The following is a 24,066-nucleotide window of genomic DNA, read 5'->3' as shown; positions in this document are numbered from 1 at the left end:
GACCTCAGGCCGAGGCCTTGACGACGGACCAGCCGCCGTCCACCACCAGCGTCGTGCCGGTGATGTAGGAGGCGTCGGCCGAGGCGAGGAAGGCCACCGCGGCGGCCACCTCCTCGGGCCGGCCGAAGCGCCCCGCCACCGTCTGGGCCACACTGCCGGCCCGGCCGGCCTCGTCCACCCGGTCCCAGGCCGGGGTCATGACCGGGCCGGGCACCACCGTGTTGACCCGCACCTGCGGCCCGTACTCGACGGCCAGCTGCCGCCCCAGCGCGCAGAGCGCACCCTTGGCCGCCGCGTACGCGGGGTGGCCGGGCAGGCCGACCAAGGCGTGCACCGAGGAGGTCAGCACCAGGCAGCCCTCGCTGCTCCGCAGCTGCCCGGCGAAGGCCCGCACCGCGAGCCAGGAGGCCTTGAGGGTGACCGCGAGCTGACGGTCCCACTCCTCCTCGCTCTGCTCGTGGGCCGGCCTGACCACCACCGTGTAGGCGTTGCTGTGCAGCACGTCCAGCCGTCCGTACCGCTCGCGCACGTGCTCGGCCAGCTCCGTCCAGGTCGCGGCGGCGGCGACGTCCCCGTGCCGGTACTCGGCCAGGCCGCCGGCCCGGACGATCTCCTCGGCCACCGCCCGGCCCGCGTCGTCCGCGACGTCGACGCAGATCACCCTGGCCCCCTCGGCGGCCAGGCGCCGGGCCGTCGCCGCTCCGATCCCGCTGGCGGCACCGGTGACCAGCGCGACGCGGCCGTGGAACCTTCGACAGCTCTGCTCGCTCATGGCAGCACCGTAGTGCTTGGCATTAATTATGAAAATACCAATCCGTAGGATGCGTTTCGCGGCGCACCGCCCGCGTTCGCTAGGTTTTGATCGATCACGGTGGCGAAGGAGTGGCAATGAGCATGCATGAGCGGTGGACCCGTCTTCTCGCGATCCTGGGCGAGCAGGGCACCCTGGACGTGACCGAGGCCGCCGAACTGCTCGACGTCTCGACGGCCACCGTCCGCCGCGACCTGGACGAGCTGGCCCGCCAGCAGCTGCTCACCCGCACCCGCGGCGGGGCGGTGCTCAGCGGGGTCTCCTACGACCTGCCGCTGCGTTACAAGACCGCGCGCCAGACGGACGAGAAACACCGCATCGCCCAGGCGGCGGCCCGCCTGCTGCCCCCCGGCGCCGTCGTCGGCCTCAACGGCGGCACCACCACCTCGGCCGTCGCCCACGAGCTGGCCGTCCGGCCCGACCTGGCCGAGCACTCGGACGGGGCCGCGCTGACCGTGGTCACCAACGCGGTCAACATCGCCAACGAGCTGGCCGTCCGCTCGTACCTCAAGACCGTGGTCACCGGCGGCGTGGTGCGGCCCAACTCCTTCGAACTGACCGGCCCGATGGCCACCGCCCTCCTGCACGAGATCTCGCTGGACTACGCCATCCTCGGCGTGAACGCGGTCGACCCCCGCAACGGCGCGGCGGCCCATGACGAGGGCGAGGCCGGCGTCAACCGCGCGCTCGCCGAGCGGGCCGAGAAGGTGATCGTGGTGGCCGACTCGACCAAGCTCGGCAGGCGCGCCTTCGCCCAGGTCTGCGCGACCGAGTCGATCACCACCCTGATCACGGACCGGAACGCCCCCGAGGAGCTCGTGGAGCAGTTCACCGCCAAGGGCGTGGACGTCATCTGCGTCTGAGCCCGACCGCTCCGGAACCGAGCCCCCGTCAGCCGAGCTGACGGGGGCTTTTTCGGCATGCCCGCGTGCAGAATTTGAGCACTCTTGCGCAATCATGCTCGCAAGGGCTATAGATATGACATCTTCAAGCATCAGCCGCTCAGCAACCTCCCGGAGGACCCCATGTCGCATGTCGCCGACGAGACAGCCAGCCAGCCCGACTGCTGGCGCCGGGCCATGAGCCTCACGCCGGCCGGCCTGCCCCTGCCCGGCGAGCGGGTGGCCGTCGTCGGCTGCGGCACCTCGCTCTACATGGCGCAGGCCTACGCCGTCCTGCGCGAGGAGGCCGGCCTCGGCGAGACCGACGCCTTCGCGGCCTCCGAGTACCCCGCCCGGCGCCCGTACGACCGAGTGCTGGCCATCACCCGCTCCGGCACCACCACCGAGGTGCTCGACGCGCTCGCCCGGGCCCGCGCCGCCGGGATCGCGACCACCGCCCTCACCGGCGACCTGGACACCCCGATCACCGGCGCGGCCGACACCGTGGTGGATCTCTCCTTCGCCGACGAGAAGTCCGTGGTGCAGACCCGCTTCGCGACCACCGCGCTCGTCCTGCTCCGCACCCACCTCGGCCTCACCCCGGCCGACCTGCCCGAGCAGGGCGAGCTGGCGCTGGCCGCCGAGCTGCCCGAAGGCGCTGCCGCCGCAGGGCAGTTCACCTTCCTCGGGGCCGGTTGGACGGTCGGCCTGGCCAACGAGGCGGCCCTCAAGGTCCGCGAGGCCTCCAGCTCCTGGGCCGAGTCCTACCCGGGCATGGAGTACCGGCACGGCCCGATCAGCGTCTCGGGGCCGGGCAGTGTGGTGTGGAGCTTCGGCGAGCCGCCGGCCGGCCTGCCGGAGCAGGTGCGCGCCACCGGGGCGGCGTTCGAGGCCGGCGTGCTCGACCCGCTGGCCGAGCTGGTCCGTGCCCAGCGCCTTGCCGTCGCGCTGGCCGAGGGCCGCGGCCTCGACCCCGACCAGCCGCGCAACCTGACCCGCTCGGTCGTCCTGGCCGGCTCATGACCGTCATCGCCCTCGACGTCGGCGGCACCCAGATCAAGACCGGGGTACTGGCGCCGGACGGCACCCTGACCCACGGCGAGCGCTGGTTCACCCGGGCCGAGCGCGGGCCGGACGCCGTCATCGAGACCGTCCTCGCCTGCGCCACCGAGCTCACCCGCCGGCACGCACCCGCCGCCGTCGGCATCGCCGTGCCCGGTCTGGTCGACGAGGCGGCCGGCACCTCGGTCTTCGCCGCCAACCTCGGCTGGCGCGACGTCCCCGTCCGGGCCTGGCTTGCCGAGGAGCTCGGGCTGCCGGTCGCCTTCGGGCACGACGTCCGGGCCGGCGGGCTCGCCGAGGCCCGGCGCGGTGCGGGGCGCGGCTGCCGCTCCTTCCTGTTCGTCCCGGTCGGCACCGGGGTCGCCGCCGCCGTCGTGCTCGACGGCAGGCCGCTGCTCGGCGGCCGCGGCTTCGCGGGCGAGCTCGGCCACCTGGTGGTGCGCCCGGGCGGCGAGCCGTGCCCGTGCGGCAACCGGGGCTGTGTGGAGACCCTCGCCTCCGCCTCCGCCATCGCCCGCCGCTACCGCCGGGCCACCGGGGGCGAGGAGGTCGACGCCGAGGAGGTCCGGCGGCGTGCCGAGGCGGGTGACCGGGCGGCCTCGGCCGTCTGGTCGGAGGCCGTCGAGGCGCTCGCCGACGGGCTGGCCGCCACGGTCAACCTGTTCGACCCCGAGCGCATCGTCATCGGCGGCGGCCTGGCCCGCGCGGGCGAGCCGTACTTCGGCCCGCTGCGCGCCGCCCTGGCCGAGCGCCTGACCTTCCGCGAGGCCCCGCCGGTCGTCCCCGCCGAGCTCGGCCACCAGGCCGGCTGCCTCGGCGCCGCCCTGCTCGCCCAGGACCTCCGGACAGGACCGGCCCCCCGATGATCCTCACCGTCACGCTCAACGCCGCCCTCGACCTCACCCACCGGGTCGACCGGCTGCGCCTGCACGCGAGCAACCGGGTCCGCCAGGTCAGCGCCCGGGCCGGCGGCAAGGGGGTCAACGTCGCCCGGGTGCTGCACGCCCTCGGCCACGAGAGCGTGGTCACCGGCCTGGCCGGCGGCCCGACCGGCGAGGCCCTGCGCCGCGACCTCGCGGCCTCCGGCCTGCCGGACCAGCTGGTCCCGATCGGCGGCGAGACCCGCCGCACGGTCGCCGTGTACGACGAGGAGCGGGCCGACACCACGATCCTCCTCGAGCCGGGCCCGGTGGTCACCGCCGCCGAATGGGCCGCCTTCCTGCAGCGCTTCGAGCAACTGCTGCCGCCCGCACGGGCCGTGGTGCTCTCCGGCAGCCTCCCGGCCGGACTGCCCGAGGACGCCTACGCCCAGCTGATCCGCCGGGCCCGCGCCCACGGCGTGCCCGCGCTGCTCGACGCCGACGGCCGGGCCCTGCTGGCCGGCCTCGAGGAGGCACCGGCCGTCGTCAAACCCAACGCGCACGAACTCGCCGCCGCCAGCGGCACCGACGACCCGCGCGCCGGGGCCGAGGCGCTGCGGGCCGCGGGCGCCCAGTCGGTGGTCGCCTCGCTCGGCCCGGACGGCCTGATCGCCTGCACCCTGCAAGGCAGTTGGCACGCCCGGCCGCCGCAGGCCGTCACCGGCAACCCCACCGGGGCCGGGGACGCGGCCGTCGCCGCCCTGGCGCTGGGGCTGGTCGCCCGCACCCCCTGGCCCGAGCGCCTCACCCAGGCGGTCGCCCTCTCGGCCGCCGCCGTCGCCGCCCCCTTGGCCGGCGACTTCGACCCCGTCCTGCACCGCCGCCTGCGCCACCAGGTGAGCGTCCAGCCGCTCGCCCCGCTCGAAGGAGAGACCCGATGCCCCTGACCGGAACCGGCGAGATCGTCGCCCGAGCCGCCGACGCCGCGCGCGGAGTCGGCGCGTTCAACGTCATCCAGCTGGAGCACGCCCAGGCCATCGTGGCCGGCGCGCGCAGCGCGGGCACCCCGGTGGTCCTGCAGCTCAGCGAGAACGCCGTCCGCTACCACGGCGGCCTGACCGCGATAGGCCGGGCCACCCTGGCCGTCGCCGAAGCGGCCGAGGTGCCGGTCGCCGTCCACCTGGACCACGCCACCTCGGCCGAACTGGTCCACCAGGCCGTCGAACTCGGTTTCACCTCGGTCATGTTCGACGCCTCGGTGCTCGACTACGCGGACAACGTACGGGCCACCGCCGAGGTGGTCGCGCACTGCCACCGGGCGGGTGTCTGGGTGGAGGCCGAGCTCGGCGAGGTCGGCGGCAAGGACGGCGTGCACGCGCCCGGCGTACGCACCGACCCGGCCGAGGCGGCCGCCTTCGTCGCGGCCACCGGCGTGGACGCGCTGGCGGTCGCCGTCGGCACTTCGCACGCCATGCTCACCCGCGACGCCGCCCTCGACTTCGAGCTGATCGCCGCGCTGCGGGCGGCCGTTCCCGTCCCGCTGGTGCTGCACGGCTCCTCCGGGGTCGCCGACCAGGACCTGACCACCGCCGTCGGGCGCGGCATGACGAAGGTGAACATCTCCACCCACCTCAACGGCGTCTTCACCACCGCCGCCCGCGCGGCGCTGGCCGCCGACGAGCGCCTGGTCGACCCGCGCCGCTACCTCGGCCCGGCCCGCACCGCCACGGCCACCGAAGTCGCCCGGCTGCTGAAGGTGCTCAACGCCGGTTAGCCACCGGCCCCTTCGCCCCACAGGGCCCGGTGCGGCGGCACCGGGCCTTCGGCACTGCCGGGTGCCGTCAGACCGCGACCGGGCTCATCACCTCCTCCGGCGCACCGAGGCGGCTGCGCCAGAACAGCAGCGGGAGACCGTCCGCCAGGGCGGCGAAGTCCACCACCGACCCGACCACGATCGTGTGGTCACCCACCTCGACGGTCTGCTCCACGGTGCAGTCGAAGTACCCGACACCGCCGGCGAGCACCGGGTTTCCGGTGACCAGCGTGCGCCGCCACTCGACGGCGGCGAAGGACTCCGCGCCGACCGGGCGGCTCGAGTCGGCGAACCAGCGGGCGGCCGCCGTCTGGTCCTCGCCGAGCAGGCTGACCGAGAAGGCTCCGGAGGCCGCCAGGTACTCGCTCATCCGCCCCGTCCGCTTGAGGCAGACCAGGACGGTGAGCGGATCCGTCGACACGGTGGTGAAGGAGTTCGCGGTGGTCCCGTAGGGCTCGCCGCCGACGGTGGTGCCCACCACGGTGACCCCGGTCGGGAAGCGGGACGCCACCTGACGGAAGGCCAGCACCGGGTCGAGCTCCGGCGGGACGGCGGCGAGCAGGGTGCCGGCTTCGGTGCTCATGCGCCCGCCCCTTCCTGACCCTGGGCCAGCTCGCGCAGCCGGCCCAGGTGGTCGAGGCCGGCCAGCACCCGCTCGGCCGGCAGGCCGAAGTCGATCAGGCAGGCGATCTCGTCCACCCCGATCTCCCGCAGCCGCTCGACCATGGCCCGGCCCTCGGCGACGGTGCCGAACAGCCCCCCGGTCTCGAAGTAGCGCTCGAAGGACCGGCCGACCAGGAAGTCGACGTCCTCCGGGTCGAGCGACTCCAGGTCGAAGTCGGCCGGGATGTCGGGCATCGACTTGGCGATGAGGTGGAAGGAGCTGCGCAGGTAGTCGCACATCGGCTCGCGGACGGTCTCGCGCACCTCGGCGGTGTCCTCGCCGATGAGGGTGTGCAGCATCAGGACCACGTGCCCTGACCCGCCGTCGGTGGCCTCGGCCACGGCCTTGCGGTACTCGGTGATCTTCTCGGCTAGCTCGTCCAGGTCCTGGCCGAGCAGGTGGGTGAGCAGCCCCGCCTTCAGCTGCCCGGCCGCGCGGAAGGTCTCGACGCCGCCGGCGCTGGTGACCCAGACCGGGAGTTCGGCCTGGACGGGCGGCGGGAAGCTCTGCACCTCGGCCGAACGGCCCACGCCGTCCACCACGGTGACGGGCTGTCCGCGCCAGAGCTCGCGGACCTGCTCGACCGTCTCGGCCATGATGCGCTTGCGGTCCTGGAAGGCCTCGGGGCGCAGCGAGAAGTCGACGGGGTGCCAGCCGGAGGCGAAGGAGAGGCCGACCCGGCCCCGCGAGATGTTGTCCACCACCGACCACTCCTCGGCGATCCGCACCGGGTGGTGCAGCGGCGCGACGACGCTGCCGGCCCGGATGCCGACCCGCATCCCGTACGGGGGCGGCTCGGCCGCCGCCTACCGGCCGCTGGCGGCCGAGCTCGGCGAGCGGGCCCGCGTGCTCGGGGCGGAGCTGCCCGGCCACGACCCGGCCCGGCCGCTGGACGCGCTGCTGCCGATCGAGGAGACCGCCGCCCGGCTGGCCGCCGAGCTCACCGCCACCGGACCAGGGCCCGTCCTGGTCCTCGGGCACAGCGCCGGAGCGGCCCTGGCCACCGAGCTCGCCCTGCGCCTGGAGCGGGCCGGCGCCCCGGTGCTCGGCCTGGTGGTGGGCGCCAAGCTGCCCGTCCGGGGCCCGGACGAGCCGCCGCCCGCCGAGGTGTCGGACGCCGAGTACGTCGCCGACCTGCGCGCCGACGGCGGTCTCCCGGCCGACGCGGACGACACCCTCCTCACCACGGTGGTCCGGGCGCTGCGCCACGACGCCGGGCAGGCCCGGCGGTGGTTCGACGCCGAGCCGCCGGCCGCAGAGGCCAGGCTGCGGGCGCCGCTGCTGTGCGTGGTCGGCGAGGACGACCCGGGTACGGCCGGCCACGCCGGGCGCCACCACGAGTGGGCCCGGTACGCCGAGCGGGTGGAGCTGGCCGTCCTGCCCGGCGCCGGCCACTACTTCGTGAAGTACCAGGCCGCCGCCGTGGCCGGCCTGCTGACCGGGCGACTGCCCGGACCCCTGACCAACTGACCCTCCCCCCACCCCGGTCCGGGCGCCCCCGCGCCCGGGCCGGGGCCGACCCGTCCCCGCACCGAATCGAGGCCCGCCCGTGCCGCCGTCCGCCGCCGTCCCACCACCCGCGCCCGCCGCCCGCACCAAGAACCAGGTGGCCGTGCCGGTCGTGCTCGACTACCTGCTCTCCTACCTCGGCTTCTACTGCGTCCTGCCGGTCCTGCCGACCCTGCTGACCCGCATCCACCCCGGCGCGGGCCCGCTGCTCATCGGCACCTCGCTGTTCGTCTTCACCTTCACCTACAAGGGCGCCTCGCTCTTCTGCGCCTCGCTGCTGCAGCGCCTGTCGATCCGGGTCGCGCTGCCCGGCGGCCTCCTGGTCGCCGGCGCGGGCTTCCTGCTGCTGCCCCTGTCCGCGAACCCGGTGGTCTTCCTCGCCTTCCTGGTGCTCTCCGGCATCGGCATCAGCGTCAACGGCATCACGGCACGGATGTACGTGGCCATCGCGCTGAGCGAGCCCAAGGCCCGCAACTACGTGTACTCGGGCATCCAGGTGGCCGTGAACGTGTCCGCGGCGATCGGGCCCATCGTGGCCAACTTCCTGGTCCGCGGCGCCCACCCGACCCGGCTGCTGCCGCTGGTCGCCGCGATCTACTGGATCTCCGCCGCCGTCATCACGCTGTGCGTCCCCAGCGGCATGCGGCCCGGCGCGCAGGACGCCCGCAAGCCGCTCCGGCTGGGCCTGCTCAAGGCCATGGCGGCCGACCCGCAGGTGCGCCGGGTCTCGCTGGTGACGGTGGTCGGCAGCTTCCTGTACGGCCAGTTCTTCTCCGCCTTCTCCATCCACATCACCCGGCTCACCGAGTCCGCCGCGGTCCGGGCCAGCTTCTACACCTTCAACGCGGTGCTCATCGTGGCGCTGCAGATGGCGGTCTCCGCGTACACCAACCGCGGTCTGGAGCGCGGCCGCGGCCCGGTGCACTTCCTGCTGGTCGGCATCGTGGCCTTCACCGGCTCGCTCGCGGTGCTCGCGGCGGGCGGCAGCACGCTGGCCGCCGCCTACGCCGCGGTCGCGCTGTTCTCGCTCGCCGAGATGTTCTTCACCCCGATGGTGAGCACGGCCTTCGCCGACTTCGGCAACGACCGGCCGATGGTCGAGGTGTTCAACTTCCGCCAGGTCGCCTCCACCGCCGGGGAGTCGCTCGGCGGCTTCGCGGGCGGCGCGCTGTTCCTCCAGGCGGCCCAGCACCACCTCGGGCCGGCGTACTGGGCGGGTGTCTCGCTGTTCGGCCTGCTGAGCGCGGCGTTCTTCGGCCTCCGCCGGACCCCGTCCGCGCCACCGCTCCAGGCCCCCGCCGCGGAGCCCGCCACCCCCGAGCCCGCGCACGCCGGGTAGCGTCACCCCGGCACCAGCACCACGAGAAGGAGTCAGTTCCATGGCCAGGTACGTCATCACCGGAGCCACCGGCGGGATCGGCGGCGCCACCGCCCGGCAGCTGCACGCGCAGGGCCACCAGGTGGTGCTGCTCGGCAGCGACCGGGCCCGGCTCGACGCCGCCACCGCCGCCCTGCCGGGCAGCGAGGGCCTGCTGCTCGACCTCCGGGACCCCGCCGCGCTGGCCGGGGGCGCCGCACCGCTCACCGCCGGCGGCGGCGCGGTGGACGGTCTGGTGCACAGCGCCGGCCTGGCCCTGCTCGGCAGCATCGCGGACACCGCGCCCGAGACCTGGACCACCCAGTTCACGGTCAACGTGGTGGCCGCCGCCGAGCTCACCCGTGCCCTGCTGCCCGCCCTGCGGGCCGCCCGCGGGCACGTGGTCTTCGTCAACTCCGGGCAGGGCCTGCGCACCAACCCCGGCTGGGGCGCGTACTCCGCCGCCAAGCACGCCGCCCGGGCGCTCGCCGAGGCGCTGCGCGAGGAGGAGCGCCCGCACGGCCTCCGGGTCACCAGCGTGTACCCCGGCCGGACCGCCACCGGCATGCAGCAGAGCATCCGGGCCCAGGAGGGCGGCGCCTACCTGAGCGAGCAGTACAGCAGCCCGGAGAGCGTGGCCGGGGCCGTGGTCGGCGCCCTGCTCTCCCCCGGGGACATGGAGATCACCGACATCACCGTCCGCCCGGGCGGCTGAGCTCGCCTCCTCCGGCAAGAGATGAACCCGGATTCCGGTTTCCGCATACCGGCATCCGGGTTCACACTTGTCTGGCCGAGTTGTCGCAGGCCCGCACCGGCTGGACCTTCCTCACCAACCACGCCCGGGCGCTGCTGCAGATCTCGCAGGACACCGAGGTGCGGCTGCGGGACGTGGCCGAGGTGTGCGGGCTGACCGAGCGCTCCGCCCGCGCGATCGTGGCCGACCTGGAGACCGCCGGCTACCTCACCCACTCCCGCCGCGGCCGCCGCAACCACTACCAGCTCGTCGGCCGCACCCAATTCCGCCACCCCGCCGAGGCGCACCAGGAGATCTCCGGTCTCCTCGGCCTCTTCGCCCGGAGCCGGGCAGCGGGTGGGCCCGACCTGTCCGGCCCGAGCGCGGGTGAGCCCCGATGACCGACCTCGACCGCGCCGAGGGCCGCGGCCACCAGCCCGGCTCCACTGCCGACCCGGCCGACTCCCGGGCCACCGACCGGGCCGACGGCCTGGTGTCGGGCATCGCCGTCGGCAGGCTCACCGAGCTGCAGACCCTCGCCACCCGCGCGCTCGACTGCTGGCGCGCAGGCGACTACCCCGGCGCGTCCGCCGCCGCCGAGGGCGCCATGACGGCGGCGGGCGCCGCCATCGCAGCCCTGCGCATCCTCACCGAGACCGGCCGCGCCGACCCGCTGTGACCGACGGTTCCGGCGCCACGCGCCTCCGTCCGCGACACCGCCCTGCTGATTGTCCGACACCGAACTCTCCGACCTCCTGGTGGGCCGACCACAGCCTGCTGCGCGGCCGGCTGACCGACCGGGACTTGATGGTCCGTGCCCTGACCGAAGGGCTGGACCCACTGACCGCCACAGCCGGCCGGCTCCGCACCACCGATCCGCTCACCATCGGGCCGAACGACCGATTCGAACGCTGTCAGTGGTGGAAGGCGTCCGCGATGACCAGCTGGGTGAGCTGGTCAACCGGCGCGGCTCCGTCCGGGACCTGGTTGGTGTTCACCAGGACCACCACGCTCGCGCCGAGGCTGGGGTCATGGCCCTCGAAGCTGTTGTACCCGGAGATCTGGCCGGTGTGGCCCAGGAAACCGCGGAAGTCGGCGATGGCGAGACCGTAGCCGAGGCCGCTGGGCGGGTTGGTGGTGGGGACGAACGTCAGCCGTTCACGCTGGAGTTCGGGGCTCAGCAGGTCTCCGTTGGCCAGCGCGGGGGCCCAGCGAAGGATATCGCCGACAGTGGAGATGGCCTCGCCCGCCGCCCCGGTCCAGGAGGCGTTCACGTGGGTGACGTCCTTGGGGTTGCCGGCCGACCAGTCGGCCCAGGCCGCGTCCTTTTCGGTCAGTACCGGCGCGGTCAGGCTGTCGACGTTGTTGATGAACTCGTAGCCGTGGGCGTAGGGAGCCGGCAGGACCGTGCCATCGCTCGGCATGCTGGTTTCGTGCATGCCGAGGGGCTCGAAAATCCGGTGCTGCATCTCCTCGGCGAGGGGGTGCCCGGTCAGCTGCTCGGCGAGCAGCCCGAGAAGGATCGTGTTGGTGTTGGAGTAGTGGTAGCCGCAGCCCGGTGCGAAGTAGGGGTCGTGGGCGAAAGCGATCTTGAGCAGGTCCGCCGGCGTGTACCGGGTCTGGGGGCGTTCGTCGAGTGCCCTGTTGAATTCGAGGTCTTCGGAGTAGTTGTAGAGGCCGCTGGTCATCTGCAGCAGCTGACGGATGGTGATGTTCCGCCCGTTCGGGACGTCCGGCAGGTAGCTGCCCACCGTGTCATCGAGTGAGAGCCTGCCCTCCTGCACCAGCTGCAGGATGACCGTTCCGGTGAACGTCTTGGTGATGCTGCCCACCCGCATGTGGTCGGCCGCACGGATGGGCGCGCCGCTCTGGAGATTCTCGGTGCCCAGGGTCTGGATCCACGTCCCCCACTGCGGGGTTCGGACCGCGACGATCGCACCCGGGACGCGTAGCCGTTGCATGAGGGCCACGAGATCCGTCGTCAGGGTTTCGGCGAACGGCGGATCCGCGTCCGCCGGACCGTCGGCCGTGCCGTTCGAGAAGGCCGCCCGCGCGGACCCGGTCGCCACGGCGGGAGCGGGCGCGGCGGCGGTCACCGGGATGAGCGCCGCCGCCAGCGCGATCGCCGCGCGGGAGCGAGTGCGTCGGGCGCGGCGCCCACCTGGCAGGCGGTCGGCAACCGTGATCGGCGGGAACGGGCGGAGTCGCACTGGTGGCCCCAGTCTGCTCGGTGATGAATGTCGATGTCCTCACATTCAGCCCTCGGACTGTGCGCGCCCGCAGGCAATCCGCCGCTGGTGGGCGTGTCAGCTGCGAGCTTGCTCCCTTTTCCCGACGGGAATCCCGTCGCTGAGCTTGCGTCCTACCTTTCAAGCGGGTCGGATCTGATCATTCGTAGGGAAACCCAGGGGTTCCGGGTATGGCTGTCAGCTTGTCGCCGCCTGACGACCCAGACGACTTGCCCGCCCGGAGCCCCCCGACGACTCGACCGCAGGGCGCTGCGGCCACCCGGAGGCGGAGGTCGGCCAGTTCGCCGAGCAGTTCCTCGATCCGCTTCTGCAGGGCGAGGGACTCCCGGTTCCAAAATCCAGGCCCGGCTGGCAGCTTGAGGAAGTCCTCGTTGAGAGAGGACGCCCACCACGTGCAGAAGCGCGGAGGCGGTCTATGGAGCGGGGCCCTGGTGAAAGCGGGATGAGCAGCGAGGTGCCGACGAAGGCCTGGGACAGGCCTGGACCTCGTGCCGGACGTGGCGGGGCTTCCAGTCGTGTGGGAGGCGCTGCTCCGGAGCTGCCGACCCCACTGGATCAGGTCAGGCAGGGTGAGGGTCGGTGTGACGGCGCCGAGGTGCGGTTTTCCGTAGTGGGAAAGCCTTCATGACCGAATGCGGTCGCGGGAGAGGTGCCGTCGGCGCGGTAACCGGAGGGGGTCGTTGGTTCGCGATCAAAGCCTTGCCGCTAGGATCGCGCTCCTTACGAACTGACTTTCACCGAGGGGACACACATGAGCATGCCCGAAAACAGCCGGCACTGGGGCCGCCGCGGCTTCATCGGTGGGCTGGGGGCCGGCACTGCCGGTCTGATCGCGGGCGCGGTGGGTTCTGCCGCGCCGGCCGCCGCGGCCACGCCGGGAGCCGTGGCGTGGAACGCCTTCTACGTGGACGCCACGCCGGGCGTCACCGACGTGCAGGTCCAGGCGGCGCTGGACGCGGCCCGGGCGGCCAAGGGCGGACAGGTCTCGATCGGCCCGGGTCAGGTCACCCTGACCAAGTACCTGCGGATCTACGCCAACACCCGACTGACCCTCAGCCCCGGCACGGTGGTCACCCGATCCGGCGCGAACCTCAAGTTCATGCTGATGAACGGGACCCAGCTCGGTGGCGGTGACGCCCACGACGACCAGATCGCCGGCTACGAGGGCTACGGCAACATCATCGTCGAGGGTGGCGTCTGGGACGTCGCCGGTCCGCTCGCGACGGACCCGACCCTCGGCTACAACGGCCTGCAGTTTGTCCACGCCCGCAACATCACGGTGCAGGACCTGGAGGTCCGCAACGTCACCAACTGGCACGCCATCAAGTTCCAGGGTGTCAGCAACGGGACGGTGCGTAACTGCCGCTTCATAGGCTACCGGCCCGCCGACCCCGCTGTGCCCGTCACCGACCCCAAGAATCCGCCCCGCCGCAACATCTCCGAGGCGATCAGCCTCGACCTGTGCTGGACCGGCACCGCCCCGGGTACCAACAACACCCTCATCGGCGTGGCGGACAACACCAGTTGCGCCGACATCCGGATCCTGGACAACCACTGCGACGCTGCTCCCTGGGAACCGGGCTCCGGCTACCCCGTCTTCACCGGCAGCCACAGCGGCGCGCTCGGTGCCTGGCAGCAGCGGGTGGAGATCTCCGGCAACACGGTGCTCAACACCACCAACATGGGCATCTACCCGCTCGGCAGCAACCAGTTGGTGATCACCAACAACAGGCTGCACGGCTGCTTCGGCGGGATCCGGGTGATCTTCGACGGCTCCAACGCCGTGCAGCCCCAGCCGCACCCGGTCTGGGACTTCGTGGTCAGCGGCAACACTGTCGACGCCACCACCGACGAGCGCGGCATCGACATCGTCGGCGGCGGCACCGATACGTCTCAGACCCCCGCCGTCCCGGCCACCGCTGCCCGCGCGGTGATCACCGGGAACCTGGTGGACGGCGCCAAGCGCGAGGGGATCCACGTGTTCGGCGCGCCGGACGCGCTGATCACCGGAAACCTGGTCGCCAACGTGACCGTCAGCCCCAACTCCGGCGTCGCCGGCAACGGAATCTCGGTGCAGAACTCCACCGGCGCCAACGTCACCGGCAACACCGTGCGACACTGCGACGGCTACGGTGTGGTCGTCTTCGAGAGCCCGGCTGGGGCCAGCGCCAACGGCCTGATCACCGCCAACAGCGTCAGCGGCACCAAGCTCACCCCGATCTCGGTCCCGGCCACCGCGGTCAACGTGGTGAGCACCGGCAACCTGACCTTCTGACGGGCCGCGCGGTACCGGATAACCGGCACGCCTGCTCCCACCGGGGCACCCCGCACGGCTGCCGACCGCACGACGCGGTCGGCAGCCGTGCGGGCCGGTTCTCCTCGGTGGCAGCGCGGCCGGGGACCGCCCGCGGTCCGGTCACCAAGTGGCGGGCCAGGTGGTCCCGCTAGGCGCCTGAGCGGAGGGTCAGCAGGGTGATCTCGCTCGGGGCGAAGACCCGGAAGGGCGGGCCCCAGAAGCCGGCGCCGCGGCTGGTGTAGAGCTGGGTCCGGTCGCCGTGGCGGCTCAGGCCGTGCACCACCGGCTGGTCCACCCGGACCAGGAAGTTGAAGGGCCAGATCTGGCCGCCGTGGGTGTGGCCGGAGATCTGCAGATCGACCCCGGCGGCCGCGGCCTGCGGCACGTACTTGGGCTGGTGGGCGACCAGCAGCACGGGGTGCGCCGGGTCGGCTCCCGCCAGTGCGCCGCCGAGGTCCGCGCGGTGCCCGGCGAGGCCGGAGTGTTCGGCGACCACGTCGTCCACGCCCGCCAGCACCAGGGTGGCCCCGCCGCGTTCCACCACGACGTGGCGGTTGTGCAGCGCCTCCCAGCCGAGCTCGGCCATCCGGTCCAGCCAGGCCTGGGCCTGGCTGCCGTACTCGTGGTTGCCCGTGACGTACACCCTGGCCAGCCGGGCCCGGACGGCGCCGAGCGGCGCGGACTGCTCGCGGCGCTCGACGGGGTTGCCGTCCGCGATGTCCCCGGCGTGGACCACCACGTCCGCGTCCAGCGCGTTGACCGCCTCGGTGACCTTCGCCGACCAGCGCGCCCGGTCGATCGGCCCGTAGTGGGTGTCGGCCAGCACCACGACCTTCGTCCCGTCCAGCCCGCTCCCGAGCCTGGGCAGCCGCACCTCCAGCCGCTTCACCCGGGGCACCCGCATCGCCTCGTAGTGCCCCCACCCCAGCAGCACCGCCGCCACCAGGGCGACCCCCACCGCCACCACCCTGGGCCGGCCCACCACCAGGTCGACCAGCCCGCCGAGCACCGACCAGGTGAACAGCACCCAGATCACGCCGAGCACGGTGTCCCCCACTCGCGCGGCCCGGTCGCTCCCCCGCCGCCCGTGCCCCGCCACCATCAGGAACGGGAACGTCATCATCGCGGCGCCGAACACCACCGACCCGCCCGCGACCACCGGCCCCGGCCACCCCGCTCCCGCGACCAGCACCCACCACGGCGGCCCGAACAGCACCACCAGCACACCCACCAGCACAGCCATCCGCCGCACCACGGACCGCCGCGGCCTCGCCCGCTCGCCCGTCTCCGCCTCGATGACTCCGGTCTCCGCCACGTCTGCGCCCCTCAGTCTCTGGTGCCCCTCATCATGCGGCACCCGGGAACGGCCGGGAAGCGGCGGCCTCAGGGCTGCGAGGGCCGCCCCGCGATGGCGTCGTACACCCGCACCCGCAGCCGGCGGGCCCAGCCGCCGCGCTCCTCGCGCTGCTCGGCGCGCCGGGCCTTGGCACTCCCGGCCGGGTACCGCTGGTGCGCCCACGGCGACTGCGGCCGGGCCAGCCGCAGGGCGCCGACCACGGCGAACACCGGCACCAGCATGCCGAGCAGCCCGGTGAACACCTTGCCCTTGGCCAGCGCCACCAGCGCGAAGGCCCCGTTGACCAGCACCACCGCGAGGTACTCCCAGCCCGACACCGGCTCACCGTCCACCGAGGCGTCGTTGACGCCGAACGGGGCCGCGCCGAGCACCAGCAGCCCCATGACGGCGGCCCCGAGCACCACCGCGTCCACCGACAGCCGCCCCGCCTCCGCCCAGTAGACGTCCTCCAGCCGCAGGATCAGCGCGAACTCGTCCAGGACCAGGGCGGCCCCCACCCCGAACAGTCCCGCGAAGATCTCCGTCCACGGCCGGTGCGCCCCCGCCGTCGAAGCCAGTCCGATCCCCGCGATGACGGCGAACACCGTGCCGAACACCACGTGGTGGATGTGCAGGCCGCCGGACTCGACGTTCTTCGGCCACCAGGAGACCTCGGCCCGGATCATCCGCACGCTGAAGCGGATGAACAGGAAGGTCACCACGAACGCCACCAGCATCACCAGCAGGGGCTGCTTCCCCGGGTCGAGGATCTCCCGCGCGTACCAACCGGTCATGATCCGATGCTGCCCCGCCACCGGCCCGGCCGCCTGCCGGCCTCACCGGCCGTCCGGCGTCGTCTCGAACCGGACCGCCTCGCTCGGGCCGCGGCCGTGACAGCTGGTGCTGACGAGGTCGTACCCGACCCTTCCATATGCGCTCTGGTCACGGCGGGGCAGCCCTGCCAGGCTCTCAGCCAGGCGATCGAGAACCGACTGATGGAGAGTCAGATGACAGACGCACGCAAGCTGTTGGCCCGCCTGGTGACGATCCTGGCCTTACTGCTGGGCGGTCTCGCCCTGGCCGGTACCCCCACCGCGGCGGCGGCCAACACGACGACGATCTGCGGCTACACCCAAGTCCCCAACGGCTGGGTGATCACCAGCGAGCAGTGGTCGGGCTGCAGCGGCTACGGACTGTTCACCATCACCGAGCTGGGCGACAGCACCGGCATCAACGCCTGCTCCAACACGCCGATGCCCGCCGGCTGGGTCATCACCGCGATGCGGAGCAACGCGGGCTGCGGCAGCTACCCGCTCTACACCCTGCTCAAGGTGACCAACCAGACCACCCTCCAGGACTGCGGCCAGTCCTGGATCCCGCCGGGCTGGATCATCACGGCCATCCAGACCGTCTCCCCGGCCTGCGGCACCTACAGCACGTACACCGTCGCGTACGTGTGGACGGTCCAGATCTCCGCCCAGGCCTGCGGGAACTCCACCATCCCCGCCGGCTGGGTCATCACCGCCGTGCAGAACAACGCCGGCTGCGGCAGCTACCCGCTGTACACCATCCAGCGGCTCACCACCCAGGCCACGCTGCAGGTCTGCGGCCAGTCCTGGATCCCGGACGGCTGGATCACCACGGCGATCGACACCAACTCCGCCGCCTGCGGCACGTACGGCACCTACACGCTCGTCACGGTGCCGTTCAGCCAGAACACCGTCCAGGCCTGCGCCAACTCGGCCGTCCCGGCCGGCTGGGTGATCACGGCCCAGCAGAGCAACGCGGGCTGCGGCAGCTACCCCCGCTACACCCTGGTGCGGATCACCACCCAGACCACCCTCCTGGTCTGCGGCCAGTCCACCGTCCCGGACGGCTGGGTGATCACGGGCGTCCAGAGCGGCGGCTCCTCCTGCGGCGTCTACTTCGCCTTCACCCTCACCAAGGTCACCACCCAGACCAGCATGCAGGTCTGCGGCCTCTCCCCGGTCCCCGCCGGCTGGACCGTCACCGGCCAGGGCTCGGGCTCCCAGTGCGGCGTCTACACCGTCTCCGTCATCACGAAGACGGCCTGACCCGTCCGGTGCCCCCGGCCGCGGCCTGCGGCCGGGGGCACCGTCGGGCGAGCAGCCGCAGGCCCCCACCTGGCTCGGCCTCCGGCCCGGCGCCTCGCAAGGCCCCTTCCCCCGGGCCGGGCCCACGCCCTCCCCGGACGGTCCTGTCCCCCGATCGCCCCAGCGCGCCCCCGGCGCCGCCTCACCGCCACGCCGTAGCCTGGCCGTTTCCCCGGCCGCCGCCCGGGTAGCCGCGTTGCCGGACCGGAGCCGAACCGGGAGGTCGCCCAGATGGGGAGCAAGCCGAGGCCGGGCCGGCCGCGGCCGCACAGGCCGCCGATCGGGGCGGCGAGCCAGCGGCCGCTGCGCCGGCCGGTGCCGGCGGCCGAGGGCGTGCCGCCGTCGCTGCGGACGGCCGCCGGCTACGCCTGGCGCCTGGTGCTGCTCGGCCTCACGGCCTACCTGGCCGTCACCGTGCTGACCCTGCTGGAACTGCCGGTCATCGCACTCTTCCTGGCCCTGGTCGCCACCTCCGTGCTGCGCCCGGCGGTCGACCTGCTGGCCCGCGCCCTGCCGCGCCCGCTGGCCGTCCTGCTCGCCTTCCTCGCCGCCCTCGCGGTGGTCACCGGCGTCCTGACGGTGGTCGGCACCACCGTGGCCGGCGAGTGGTCCCGGCTCGGCACCGAGCTGCACGGCGGCCTCGGCCGGATCGACCAGTGGCTCCAGGGCGCGCCGTTCCACCTGCGGGCCGGTGCCGTCACCGACCTCCGCACCAAGATCGACACCTTCGTCAGCAGCCACCGCGCGACCCTGCTCAGCACCGCTCTCAGTGGCGCGAGCCGGGTCGTCGAGGCCGTCACGGCCCTCGCCCTGGCGCTGTTCTGCTCGGTCTTCTTCCTGCACTCCGGCGACCGGATGTGGCACTGGGCCGTACGCCAGCTGCCCACCCGCGCCCGCCCGGCCTGGGAGCGCGGCGGCCACGCCGCCTGGCGGGCCTTCGCCGGGTACACCCGCGGCATCCTGATCGTCTCGGCCGTCAACGCCACCCTGGTGGGCATCGCGCTGGTGGTGCTGGACGTGCCGCTCGCCCTCCCGCTCACCGTCCTGGAGTTCGTCGCCACGCTGGTGCCGCTGGTCGGCTCGCCGATCGCGCTGGCCGTGGCCGCCGTGGTGGCGCTGGCCTCGCGCGGGCCGGTGGTGGCCCTGCTGGTGCTGGCGCTGATCGTGGTCATCGGCCAGATCGAGGGGCATCTGCTGCACCCGCTGGTGATGGGCTGGTCCGTCCGGCTGCACCCCGTCGCGGTGGCTCTCTCGGTGACCGGCGGCGCCGTACTGGCCGGGGTGGTGGGCGCGGTGGTGGCCGTCCCGGTGGTCTCGGTGGCCTGGGCGGTGATCCAGGAGCTACGTACGCCGCCGCGCGAGTAACCGCCCCACCAGCGGCAGCAGCACCGGGGTCGGCACCGCCCGCGCCGCCAGGCCCTACGGGTGCCCGGCCGCACCGGCCTCCGACACCCGCACACGGCGGCGGGCCCGGTCCTGACCGCCAGGACCGGGCCCGCCTTCACTTACGACCTACGCCTCACCCCTCCCGGCGGCGCTGGCGCCGCACCGTCAGCAGCACCCCGCCCGCGAGGGCCAGCACGCCGCCGACCAGGCCGGCCAGCAGTGCCTCGGTGCCGGTCTTCGGCAGCGGCGGGGTCGGCTGGTCGTCGACTGTCAGCGTGGCCGAGGAGTCGGGGCCGGTGGAGGTGATGACGGCCGTCGTGACGGCGTCCTTCGGCAGCTGGTAGCCCTGCGGCGCGGAGACCTCCTGGGCGTAGTACTGCCCGGCCGGGACGGGCCCGAAGTGGCACAGCCCGTCGGCACCGGTGGTGCAGGGGTCGCCGGCCTTGGTGTCGTCCGACTGCCACCCGTCCTTGCCGTTGCTCTCCCGCCAGAGCTGGAACACCGCACCGGCCAGCGGGGCGTGGGTCTTCGCGTCCCGCTTGAGGATGTGCAGGTAGCCGGGCTTGGGCTGGTTCACGGCCGTGGTGGCCACGCCCGCCCGGGCGTTGTCGATGGTCAGCACCAGCGGGCCGAACACCGGTTGGGCCGGCAGCAGGTAGCCCTCGGGAGCGGCCGTCTCCTGCCAGTAGTAGGTGCCCCACTCCACGGTCGCGGCGCAGATGCCGGAGGCCGTGATGGTGCAGGGCGCGCCGACCTTGGTGTCGTCGTCCTGCCGGCCGTCCTTGCCGTTGCTCTCCTTCCAGAGCTGGAACACCGCACCCGCCAGCACCTCGCCCTTGGGGTCGGTCTTGGTGATCGCGACCCGGCCGGGCACCGGCTGGTCGACGGCGGGGACGGAGACGCCCGCCCGGTAGGTGTCGGGGCTGAGCACCAACGGGCCGAAGTCCGCCGGGCTGGGCAGCTGGTAGCCGTGCGGCGCCTGGGTCTCCTGCCAGTAGTACGTGCCCAGCGGCTGGGTGGAGCTGCAGACGCCGTCGGCGCCGGTCGTGCAGGGGGTGCCGAGCCTGGTGTCACCGTCCTGCCGCCCGGGGGTGCCGTTGGACTCCTTCCACAGCTGGAACACCGCGCCCGCCAGCGGGTTGCCCTTGGGGTCGGTCTTGGTGACGGTCAGCTTGCCCAGCATCGGCGGGTCGACGGCGGTGGTGGTGAGCCCGTCGCGGTTGTTCTGCTGGGTGAGCACCAGCGGCCCGAACACGGCCGGGTCGGGCAGCAGGTACCCGGCGGGGGCCGTGACCTCCTGCCAGTAGTAGGTGCCGACCGGCACCAGCTCGACGCAGACCCCGGTGGCCGGGGTGGTGCAGGGGTTGCCGACCTTGGTGTCGGTGTCCGTCTGCAGCCCGTCGGTGCCGTTGGTCTCCTGCCAGAGCTGGAACACCGCGCCCGCCAGCGGGTTGCCCTGCGGGTCGGTCTTGGTGACGGTCAGCGCGCCGGGGCCGGGCCTGTCCACGGCCGTGGCGTGCACGCCCTGCTGGTAGTTGTCGGCCGTCAGCACCAGCGGCCCGAAGTCGGACGGGTCCGGCAGCAGGAAGCCGTCGGGGGCGGCGGTCTCCTGCCAGTAGTACGTGCCGATCGGCACGGTGGCGGTGCAGACGCCGGTGGCCGGCGTGGTGCAGGGGGTGCCGACGGTGGTGTCGTCCGCCTGCCGGCCCGGCGTGCCGTTGCTCTCCTTCCACAGCTGGAACACCGCACCCGCGATCGGCTGGTTCTGCGGGTCGGTCTTGGTCACGCTCACCGCGCCCAGGATCAGCGTGTCCACCGCCGTCGTGGTGACGCCCGCCTGGGCGTTGGCGGAGGTCAGCACCAGCGGGCCGAACACGTTCGGGCTGGGCAGGTGGTAGCCCGCCGGAGCGGTGGTCTCCTGCCAGTAGTACGTGCCCAGGCCCACGGTGGCGGTGCAGACGCCGGTCGCCGGGGTGGTGCAGGGGGTGCCCACGCTGGTGTCGTCCGCCTGCCAGCCGGGCGTGTTGTTGCTCTCCTTCCAGAGCTGGAACACCGCACCCGCCAGCGGCTGGTTCTGCGGGTCGGTCTTGGTGACACTGACGTTGCCCGTCATGGGCTGGTCGACCGCCGGGACGGCCACACCGCTCTGGTAGTTGTCCGCCGTCAGGACCAGCGGTCCGAGGACGGGGTTGTCGGGCAGCAGGAACCCGGGCGGCGGCGCGGTCTCCTGCCAGTAGTACGTACCGAGCTCCACCGTCGCCGTGCAGACCCCGCTCGCGGGCGTGGTGCAGGGGGTACCGACCGTCACGTCCGGGTTGATTCCGGTGGTCTGGAGGCCGGGGACGCCGTTGGTCTCCTTCCACAGCTGGAAGACCGCGCCCGCGAGGACCTGGCCGTTCGGGTCCGTCTTGGTCACGCTCACCGCGCCGACGATCGGCTGGTCGGTGGCGGGGATGCCCACCCCGGCCTGGTAGTTGGCCATGGTCAGGTCGAGCGGCCCGAAGACGGGGTTGGCCGGCAGGTGGTAGTTCGGCGGCGCCGCTGTCTCCTGCCAGTAGTAGGTGCCCAGCGGCACGGTGGCCGAGCAGATGCCGTCGGCGCCGGTCGTGCAGGGCGAGCCGACGGCGGTGTCCGGCGTGGTGCCCGTCATCTGCAGCCCGGGCGAGCCGTTGCTGTCCTTCCACAGCTGGAAGGTGGCGCCCGCCAGCACCCTGCCGGCCGGGTCGACCTTGGTGACGCTCACCTGGCCGTCCGGCTGGTAGTAGCCGAAGTCGTAGGTGTGGTTGTTCTCGCCCGGCCCGCCGGTGGTGATGGTCAGCTCGGGGAACTGGCTGCCCGCCGGGGCGATGCCGTCGTTGTCGATGAAGTCGTTGCTGCCGGCGTTCGCTCTCGTGACCACCCATTGGAAGAGCGGGCCGCCCGCGGCGTAGTCGGCCGCCAGGTCGACCTTGATGGTGTACTGCGTGTGCGGCTTCAGGCCGCCGGTGACGTTGGAGTCGTCGAAGTAGTACTCACCGCGCGCGGTGGTCCTCATGGTGCCGACGACCGCGCCGGTCGCGTCGTACAGGTGCACGGTGGCGCCGACCACGGGCTTCTCGCCCGGATCCTGGATGCCGTTCTTGTTGACGTCGTACCAGACCCGGTTGCCGATCTGCAGCGGCGCGAGGTCGCAGAGCACCTCCAGGTCGGCCATCGAGCCGCCCTTGCCGAAGCCGCTGGTCAGCTGGTTGCCCATGCCGGTCGCCCGGGTGCCGTCCCGGTTGGTGAAGGCGGTGCCACCGGTGAAGGTGGTCACGTCGTCCGGGTCGAGGGCCGAACTCGCGATTGTGGTCTCGACCTTGGAGAGCGCGACACCCGCGTACAGCGCGTTGTAGTGGAACGCGGTGCGCTGCTGGTTGTAGTAGCCCCGGCCGCCCGTGGTGGTGCTGCCGCAGCCCCTGTTCTCGTACATCACGTACATCCCGTCCGCCCCGAGGCAGGCGCGGCTCAGCGCGCCGCCGGCGGACGGGGTGATCAGGCCACCGTTGGCCACGGCCTTCATGCCCTGGCCGATCTGGTCGCCGTAGCGGTCCCGGAAGCCCAGGATCAGCGAGCCGTCGGTGTCCACGATGATGTCGGCGAGCATCGGCTCGGGGTTGGAGCTGTAGGTGTTGCCGCAGGTCGTGCCGTCCTGCCTCAGCGGGATGGTGTCCGACCAGGGGTACCAGGCGTCGCCGTTGCAGGGCGCGACGGTGTAGGTGACCGGGCGCGTGTAGTTCAGCGACTGGTCCATCACCACGGACCCGAAGGTCTCCGCCACCGGGTCGAAGGTCCGGACGATCGCCCGCAGGTCGGCCCTCGCCTGGGTCGACTCGCCGGAGCAGACACCGCCGACGTAGACCACGCCGTCCTGGATGCCGATCGCGTACGGCCGCCAGTCCCCGTCCGCCGGGCACGCGGTGTCCGGGCCGGGGATGGCGTAGACGGCCTTCGGCGCGGCCGCGGTCCGCTGCGTCGCGTCGTAGCGGTAGAGCTGGCGGTCGGCCAGGTTGACCACGTAGAGGTCGTTGCCGTCCTCCGAGACCTCCACGTCACCCAGCGACTCCTTCGCCACCGCCGGGGCGAAGGCGAGGTCCATGTTGGTGGTGAAGTCGTGCGTGGCGCTGCCCGCGTTCGGCACGGTGGTGAACTGGGTGGTGGTGTTGGTGGTCATGTCGGTCAGGTAGATGCCGCCCTGGCCGAGCGGGCCGTACGCCGCGCCTCGGTGCGCGTGCGCGCCGGAGAACACCCACTTCCTCTGCTTGCTCCAGCCGATGCCGTAGAGCGAGCCGGTGGTGTCCTTGTCGGAGAGGTTGGTGGTCTGGTTGTTGGTGCCACGCGCGTTGTACGGGAAGGTCGCCAGGGTGCGCGTGCCGGTGTCACCCGAGACGCTGTTGCGAATGCAGGCCGTCACCAGCGGGGCGTTCTTCTGGCAGTAGTCGCCGGGGTTCCAGAATGCCGTGGTGTAGGAAACGTTTCTCCCGCCGGAGAGGTCGACGAACTCCTCGGTGCTGCTGAGCCGGTTCGGCGCCCCGTCGAGGCCCGTCCGGTCGGCGAAGGCGGAGAACAGGACGCCCGGCTTCGGGTTGATCACCTGCACCCGGTACTTGCCACCGGTCAGGGCGCTCGGCCCCGGACTGATCGTCACCGTGCCGTCGGCGGCGGTGCTGCCGCTGATCGTGGTGCCCGCGTCGTCGGTGAGGTTGACCGTCACCCCCGCGAGCCCGGGCTCCAGCGCCACGCCGTCCCAGGCACCGTTCCCGTTGACGTCCCGGACCACCCGGACCGTCACCCGGCCGTCCCCGGTCTCGGCTCTCGCCCCGCCGGGGGCCATCCCCAGATATCCGCCGCAGACCGCCAGGACGGTCGCGGCCGCGAATAGCTTCCTGTGCATTCCCGGACTGTGCACCTGTGCAATATCACTTAGCGGCGAGGCGCGGCAGGCTCGTCAAACTACGGCAATCGATTTCATCCTTT

General features: G+C 73.0%; 20 protein-coding genes. 13 read left to right on the top strand and 7 right to left on the bottom strand.

Features of this window, described 5'->3' with window-relative positions; translation table 11 throughout:
- Positions 1-4: 4 nt before the first annotated feature.
- Positions 5-772 (bottom strand): SDR family NAD(P)-dependent oxidoreductase, encoded by a 768-nt coding sequence (locus tag ABT095_RS31450; protein WP_350532960.1) that lies wholly within the window; start codon positions 770-772, stop codon positions 5-7.
- A gap of 116 nt (positions 773-888) precedes the next feature.
- Here ABT095_RS31450 and ABT095_RS31445 point away from each other — a divergent pair, with 116 nt between their 5' ends.
- The 5 genes from ABT095_RS31445 to ABT095_RS31425 all read left to right on the top strand — a co-directional run bounded on the left by ABT095_RS31445 (position 889) and on the right by ABT095_RS31425 (position 5,388).
- Positions 889-1,674, top strand: coding sequence for a DeoR/GlpR family DNA-binding transcription regulator (locus tag ABT095_RS31445; RefSeq protein WP_350532959.1), 786 nt, complete (start codon positions 889-891; stop codon positions 1,672-1,674).
- Positions 1,675-1,836: 162 nt separating this feature from the next.
- Positions 1,837-2,715, top strand: a complete 879-nt coding sequence (locus ABT095_RS31440; protein ID WP_350532968.1) for an SIS domain-containing protein — start codon at positions 1,837-1,839, stop codon at positions 2,713-2,715.
- Positions 2,712-3,620 (top strand): ROK family protein, encoded by a 909-nt coding sequence (locus ABT095_RS31435; protein WP_350532958.1) that lies wholly within the window; start codon positions 2,712-2,714, stop codon positions 3,618-3,620. The genes ABT095_RS31440 and ABT095_RS31435 overlap by 4 nt, the downstream gene beginning before the upstream one ends.
- Positions 3,617-4,561: a 1-phosphofructokinase family hexose kinase gene (locus ABT095_RS31430; protein ID WP_350532957.1), complete on the top strand. Its 945-nt coding sequence runs from the start codon at positions 3,617-3,619 to the stop codon at positions 4,559-4,561. The genes ABT095_RS31435 and ABT095_RS31430 overlap by 4 nt, the downstream gene beginning before the upstream one ends.
- Positions 4,552-5,388, top strand: a complete 837-nt coding sequence (locus ABT095_RS31425) for a class II fructose-bisphosphate aldolase (protein WP_350532956.1) — start codon at positions 4,552-4,554, stop codon at positions 5,386-5,388. The genes ABT095_RS31430 and ABT095_RS31425 overlap by 10 nt, the downstream gene beginning before the upstream one ends.
- Positions 5,389-5,455: 67 nt before the next feature.
- On the opposite strand, the gene ABT095_RS31420 is transcribed toward ABT095_RS31425, so the two are convergent.
- Both ABT095_RS31420 and ABT095_RS31415 read right to left on the bottom strand, forming a co-directional pair.
- Entirely contained in the window at positions 5,456-6,010 is a 555-nt protein-coding gene (locus ABT095_RS31420; protein ID WP_350532955.1) for a flavin reductase family protein, read from the bottom strand.
- Entirely contained in the window at positions 6,007-6,870 is an 864-nt protein-coding gene (locus ABT095_RS31415) for a MupA/Atu3671 family FMN-dependent luciferase-like monooxygenase (RefSeq protein WP_350532954.1), read from the bottom strand. Before ABT095_RS31415 ends, ABT095_RS31420 begins: the two co-directional genes overlap by 4 nt.
- Between ABT095_RS31415 and ABT095_RS31410 the strand changes: the two genes are divergently transcribed.
- From ABT095_RS31410 to ABT095_RS31390, 5 genes are all read left to right on the top strand, one after another.
- On the top strand, positions 6,857-7,561 hold the full coding sequence (locus ABT095_RS31410; protein WP_350532953.1) for a thioesterase II family protein: 705 nt from the start codon (positions 6,857-6,859) through the stop codon (positions 7,559-7,561). The two genes, ABT095_RS31415 and ABT095_RS31410, sit on opposite strands and share 14 nt — an antisense overlap.
- A gap of 79 nt (positions 7,562-7,640) precedes the next feature.
- The gene (locus ABT095_RS31405) at positions 7,641-8,939 is read left to right on the top strand and encodes an MFS transporter (protein ID WP_350532952.1); all 1,299 of its coding nucleotides are present in this window, start codon (positions 7,641-7,643) and stop codon (positions 8,937-8,939) included.
- A 40-nt stretch (positions 8,940-8,979) separates the two neighbouring features.
- Entirely contained in the window at positions 8,980-9,672 is a 693-nt protein-coding gene (locus tag ABT095_RS31400; RefSeq protein ID WP_350532951.1) for an SDR family oxidoreductase, read from the top strand.
- Between the two features lie 80 nt (positions 9,673-9,752).
- Positions 9,753-10,091 (top strand): AsnC family transcriptional regulator, encoded by a 339-nt coding sequence (locus ABT095_RS31395; protein WP_350532950.1) that lies wholly within the window; start codon positions 9,753-9,755, stop codon positions 10,089-10,091.
- Positions 10,088-10,369, top strand: coding sequence for a hypothetical protein (locus tag ABT095_RS31390; protein WP_350532949.1), 282 nt, complete (start codon positions 10,088-10,090; stop codon positions 10,367-10,369). Before ABT095_RS31395 ends, ABT095_RS31390 begins: the two co-directional genes overlap by 4 nt.
- A gap of 235 nt (positions 10,370-10,604) precedes the next feature.
- On the opposite strand, the gene ABT095_RS31385 is transcribed toward ABT095_RS31390, so the two are convergent.
- Complete coding sequence (locus ABT095_RS31385; RefSeq protein WP_350532948.1) at positions 10,605-11,900, bottom strand: serine hydrolase domain-containing protein; 1,296 nt, start codon at positions 11,898-11,900, stop codon at positions 10,605-10,607.
- Between the two features lie 790 nt (positions 11,901-12,690).
- Between ABT095_RS31385 and ABT095_RS31380 the strand changes: the two genes are divergently transcribed.
- Complete coding sequence (locus ABT095_RS31380) at positions 12,691-14,214, top strand: right-handed parallel beta-helix repeat-containing protein (protein ID WP_350532947.1); 1,524 nt, start codon at positions 12,691-12,693, stop codon at positions 14,212-14,214.
- A 169-nt stretch (positions 14,215-14,383) separates the two neighbouring features.
- On the opposite strand, the gene ABT095_RS31375 is transcribed toward ABT095_RS31380, so the two are convergent.
- Together ABT095_RS31375 and ABT095_RS31370 are read right to left on the bottom strand one after the other, a co-directional pair.
- Positions 14,384-15,550, bottom strand: a complete 1,167-nt coding sequence (locus ABT095_RS31375; RefSeq protein WP_350532946.1) for a metallophosphoesterase — start codon at positions 15,548-15,550, stop codon at positions 14,384-14,386.
- A gap of 68 nt (positions 15,551-15,618) precedes the next feature.
- Entirely contained in the window at positions 15,619-16,365 is a 747-nt protein-coding gene (locus ABT095_RS31370; protein ID WP_350532945.1) for a hypothetical protein, read from the bottom strand.
- A 213-nt stretch (positions 16,366-16,578) separates the two neighbouring features.
- Between ABT095_RS31370 and ABT095_RS31365 the strand changes: the two genes are divergently transcribed.
- Both ABT095_RS31365 and ABT095_RS31360 read left to right on the top strand, forming a co-directional pair.
- The gene (locus tag ABT095_RS31365) at positions 16,579-17,646 is read left to right on the top strand and encodes a hypothetical protein (RefSeq protein WP_350532944.1); all 1,068 of its coding nucleotides are present in this window, start codon (positions 16,579-16,581) and stop codon (positions 17,644-17,646) included.
- A 270-nt stretch (positions 17,647-17,916) separates the two neighbouring features.
- Positions 17,917-19,050, top strand: coding sequence for an AI-2E family transporter (locus ABT095_RS31360; RefSeq protein WP_350532943.1), 1,134 nt, complete (start codon positions 17,917-17,919; stop codon positions 19,048-19,050).
- Positions 19,051-19,204: 154 nt separating this feature from the next.
- Here ABT095_RS31360 and ABT095_RS31355 read toward each other — a convergent pair whose 3' ends face one another.
- On the bottom strand, positions 19,205-23,983 hold the full coding sequence (locus ABT095_RS31355; RefSeq protein ID WP_350532942.1) for an MSCRAMM family protein: 4,779 nt from the start codon (positions 23,981-23,983) through the stop codon (positions 19,205-19,207).
- Positions 23,984-24,066: the final 83 nt, after the last annotated feature.

It is taken from the genome of Kitasatospora sp. NPDC002227 (assembly GCF_040296285.1).
Taxonomy (GTDB): Bacteria; Actinomycetota; Actinomycetes; order Streptomycetales; family Streptomycetaceae; genus Kitasatospora.
The sequence above is the reverse complement of the archived record's forward strand: the minus strand, read 5'-3'. Positions and strand labels throughout refer to the sequence as shown.

Bases quoted from the DNA above. Each gene is read 5' to 3' on its own strand.
- ABT095_RS31450 (WP_350532960.1), bottom strand. From the start codon at position 772: ATGAGCGAGCAGAGCTGTCGAAGGTTCCACGGCCGCGTCGCGCTGGTC.
- ABT095_RS31445 (WP_350532959.1), top strand. From the start codon at position 889: ATGAGCATGCATGAGCGGTGGACCCGTCTTCTCGCGATCCTGGGCGAG.
- ABT095_RS31440 (WP_350532968.1), top strand. From the start codon at position 1,837: ATGTCGCATGTCGCCGACGAGACAGCCAGCCAGCCCGACTGCTGGCGC.
- ABT095_RS31435 (WP_350532958.1), top strand. From the start codon at position 2,712: ATGACCGTCATCGCCCTCGACGTCGGCGGCACCCAGATCAAGACCGGG.
- ABT095_RS31430 (WP_350532957.1), top strand. From the start codon at position 3,617: ATGATCCTCACCGTCACGCTCAACGCCGCCCTCGACCTCACCCACCGG.
- ABT095_RS31425 (WP_350532956.1), top strand. From the start codon at position 4,552: ATGCCCCTGACCGGAACCGGCGAGATCGTCGCCCGAGCCGCCGACGCC.
- ABT095_RS31420 (WP_350532955.1), bottom strand. From the start codon at position 6,010: ATGAGCACCGAAGCCGGCACCCTGCTCGCCGCCGTCCCGCCGGAGCTC.
- ABT095_RS31410 (WP_350532953.1), top strand. From the start codon at position 6,857: ATGCCGACCCGCATCCCGTACGGGGGCGGCTCGGCCGCCGCCTACCGG.
- ABT095_RS31415 (WP_350532954.1), bottom strand. From the start codon at position 6,870: ATGCGGGTCGGCATCCGGGCCGGCAGCGTCGTCGCGCCGCTGCACCAC.
- ABT095_RS31400 (WP_350532951.1), top strand. From the start codon at position 8,980: ATGGCCAGGTACGTCATCACCGGAGCCACCGGCGGGATCGGCGGCGCC.
- ABT095_RS31390 (WP_350532949.1), top strand. From the start codon at position 10,088: ATGACCGACCTCGACCGCGCCGAGGGCCGCGGCCACCAGCCCGGCTCC.
- ABT095_RS31380 (WP_350532947.1), top strand. From the start codon at position 12,691: ATGAGCATGCCCGAAAACAGCCGGCACTGGGGCCGCCGCGGCTTCATC.
- ABT095_RS31370 (WP_350532945.1), bottom strand. From the start codon at position 16,365: ATGACCGGTTGGTACGCGCGGGAGATCCTCGACCCGGGGAAGCAGCCC.
- ABT095_RS31365 (WP_350532944.1), top strand. From the start codon at position 16,579: ATGACAGACGCACGCAAGCTGTTGGCCCGCCTGGTGACGATCCTGGCC.
- ABT095_RS31360 (WP_350532943.1), top strand. From the start codon at position 17,917: ATGGGGAGCAAGCCGAGGCCGGGCCGGCCGCGGCCGCACAGGCCGCCG.
- ABT095_RS31355 (WP_350532942.1), bottom strand. From the start codon at position 23,983: ATGCACAGGAAGCTATTCGCGGCCGCGACCGTCCTGGCGGTCTGCGGC.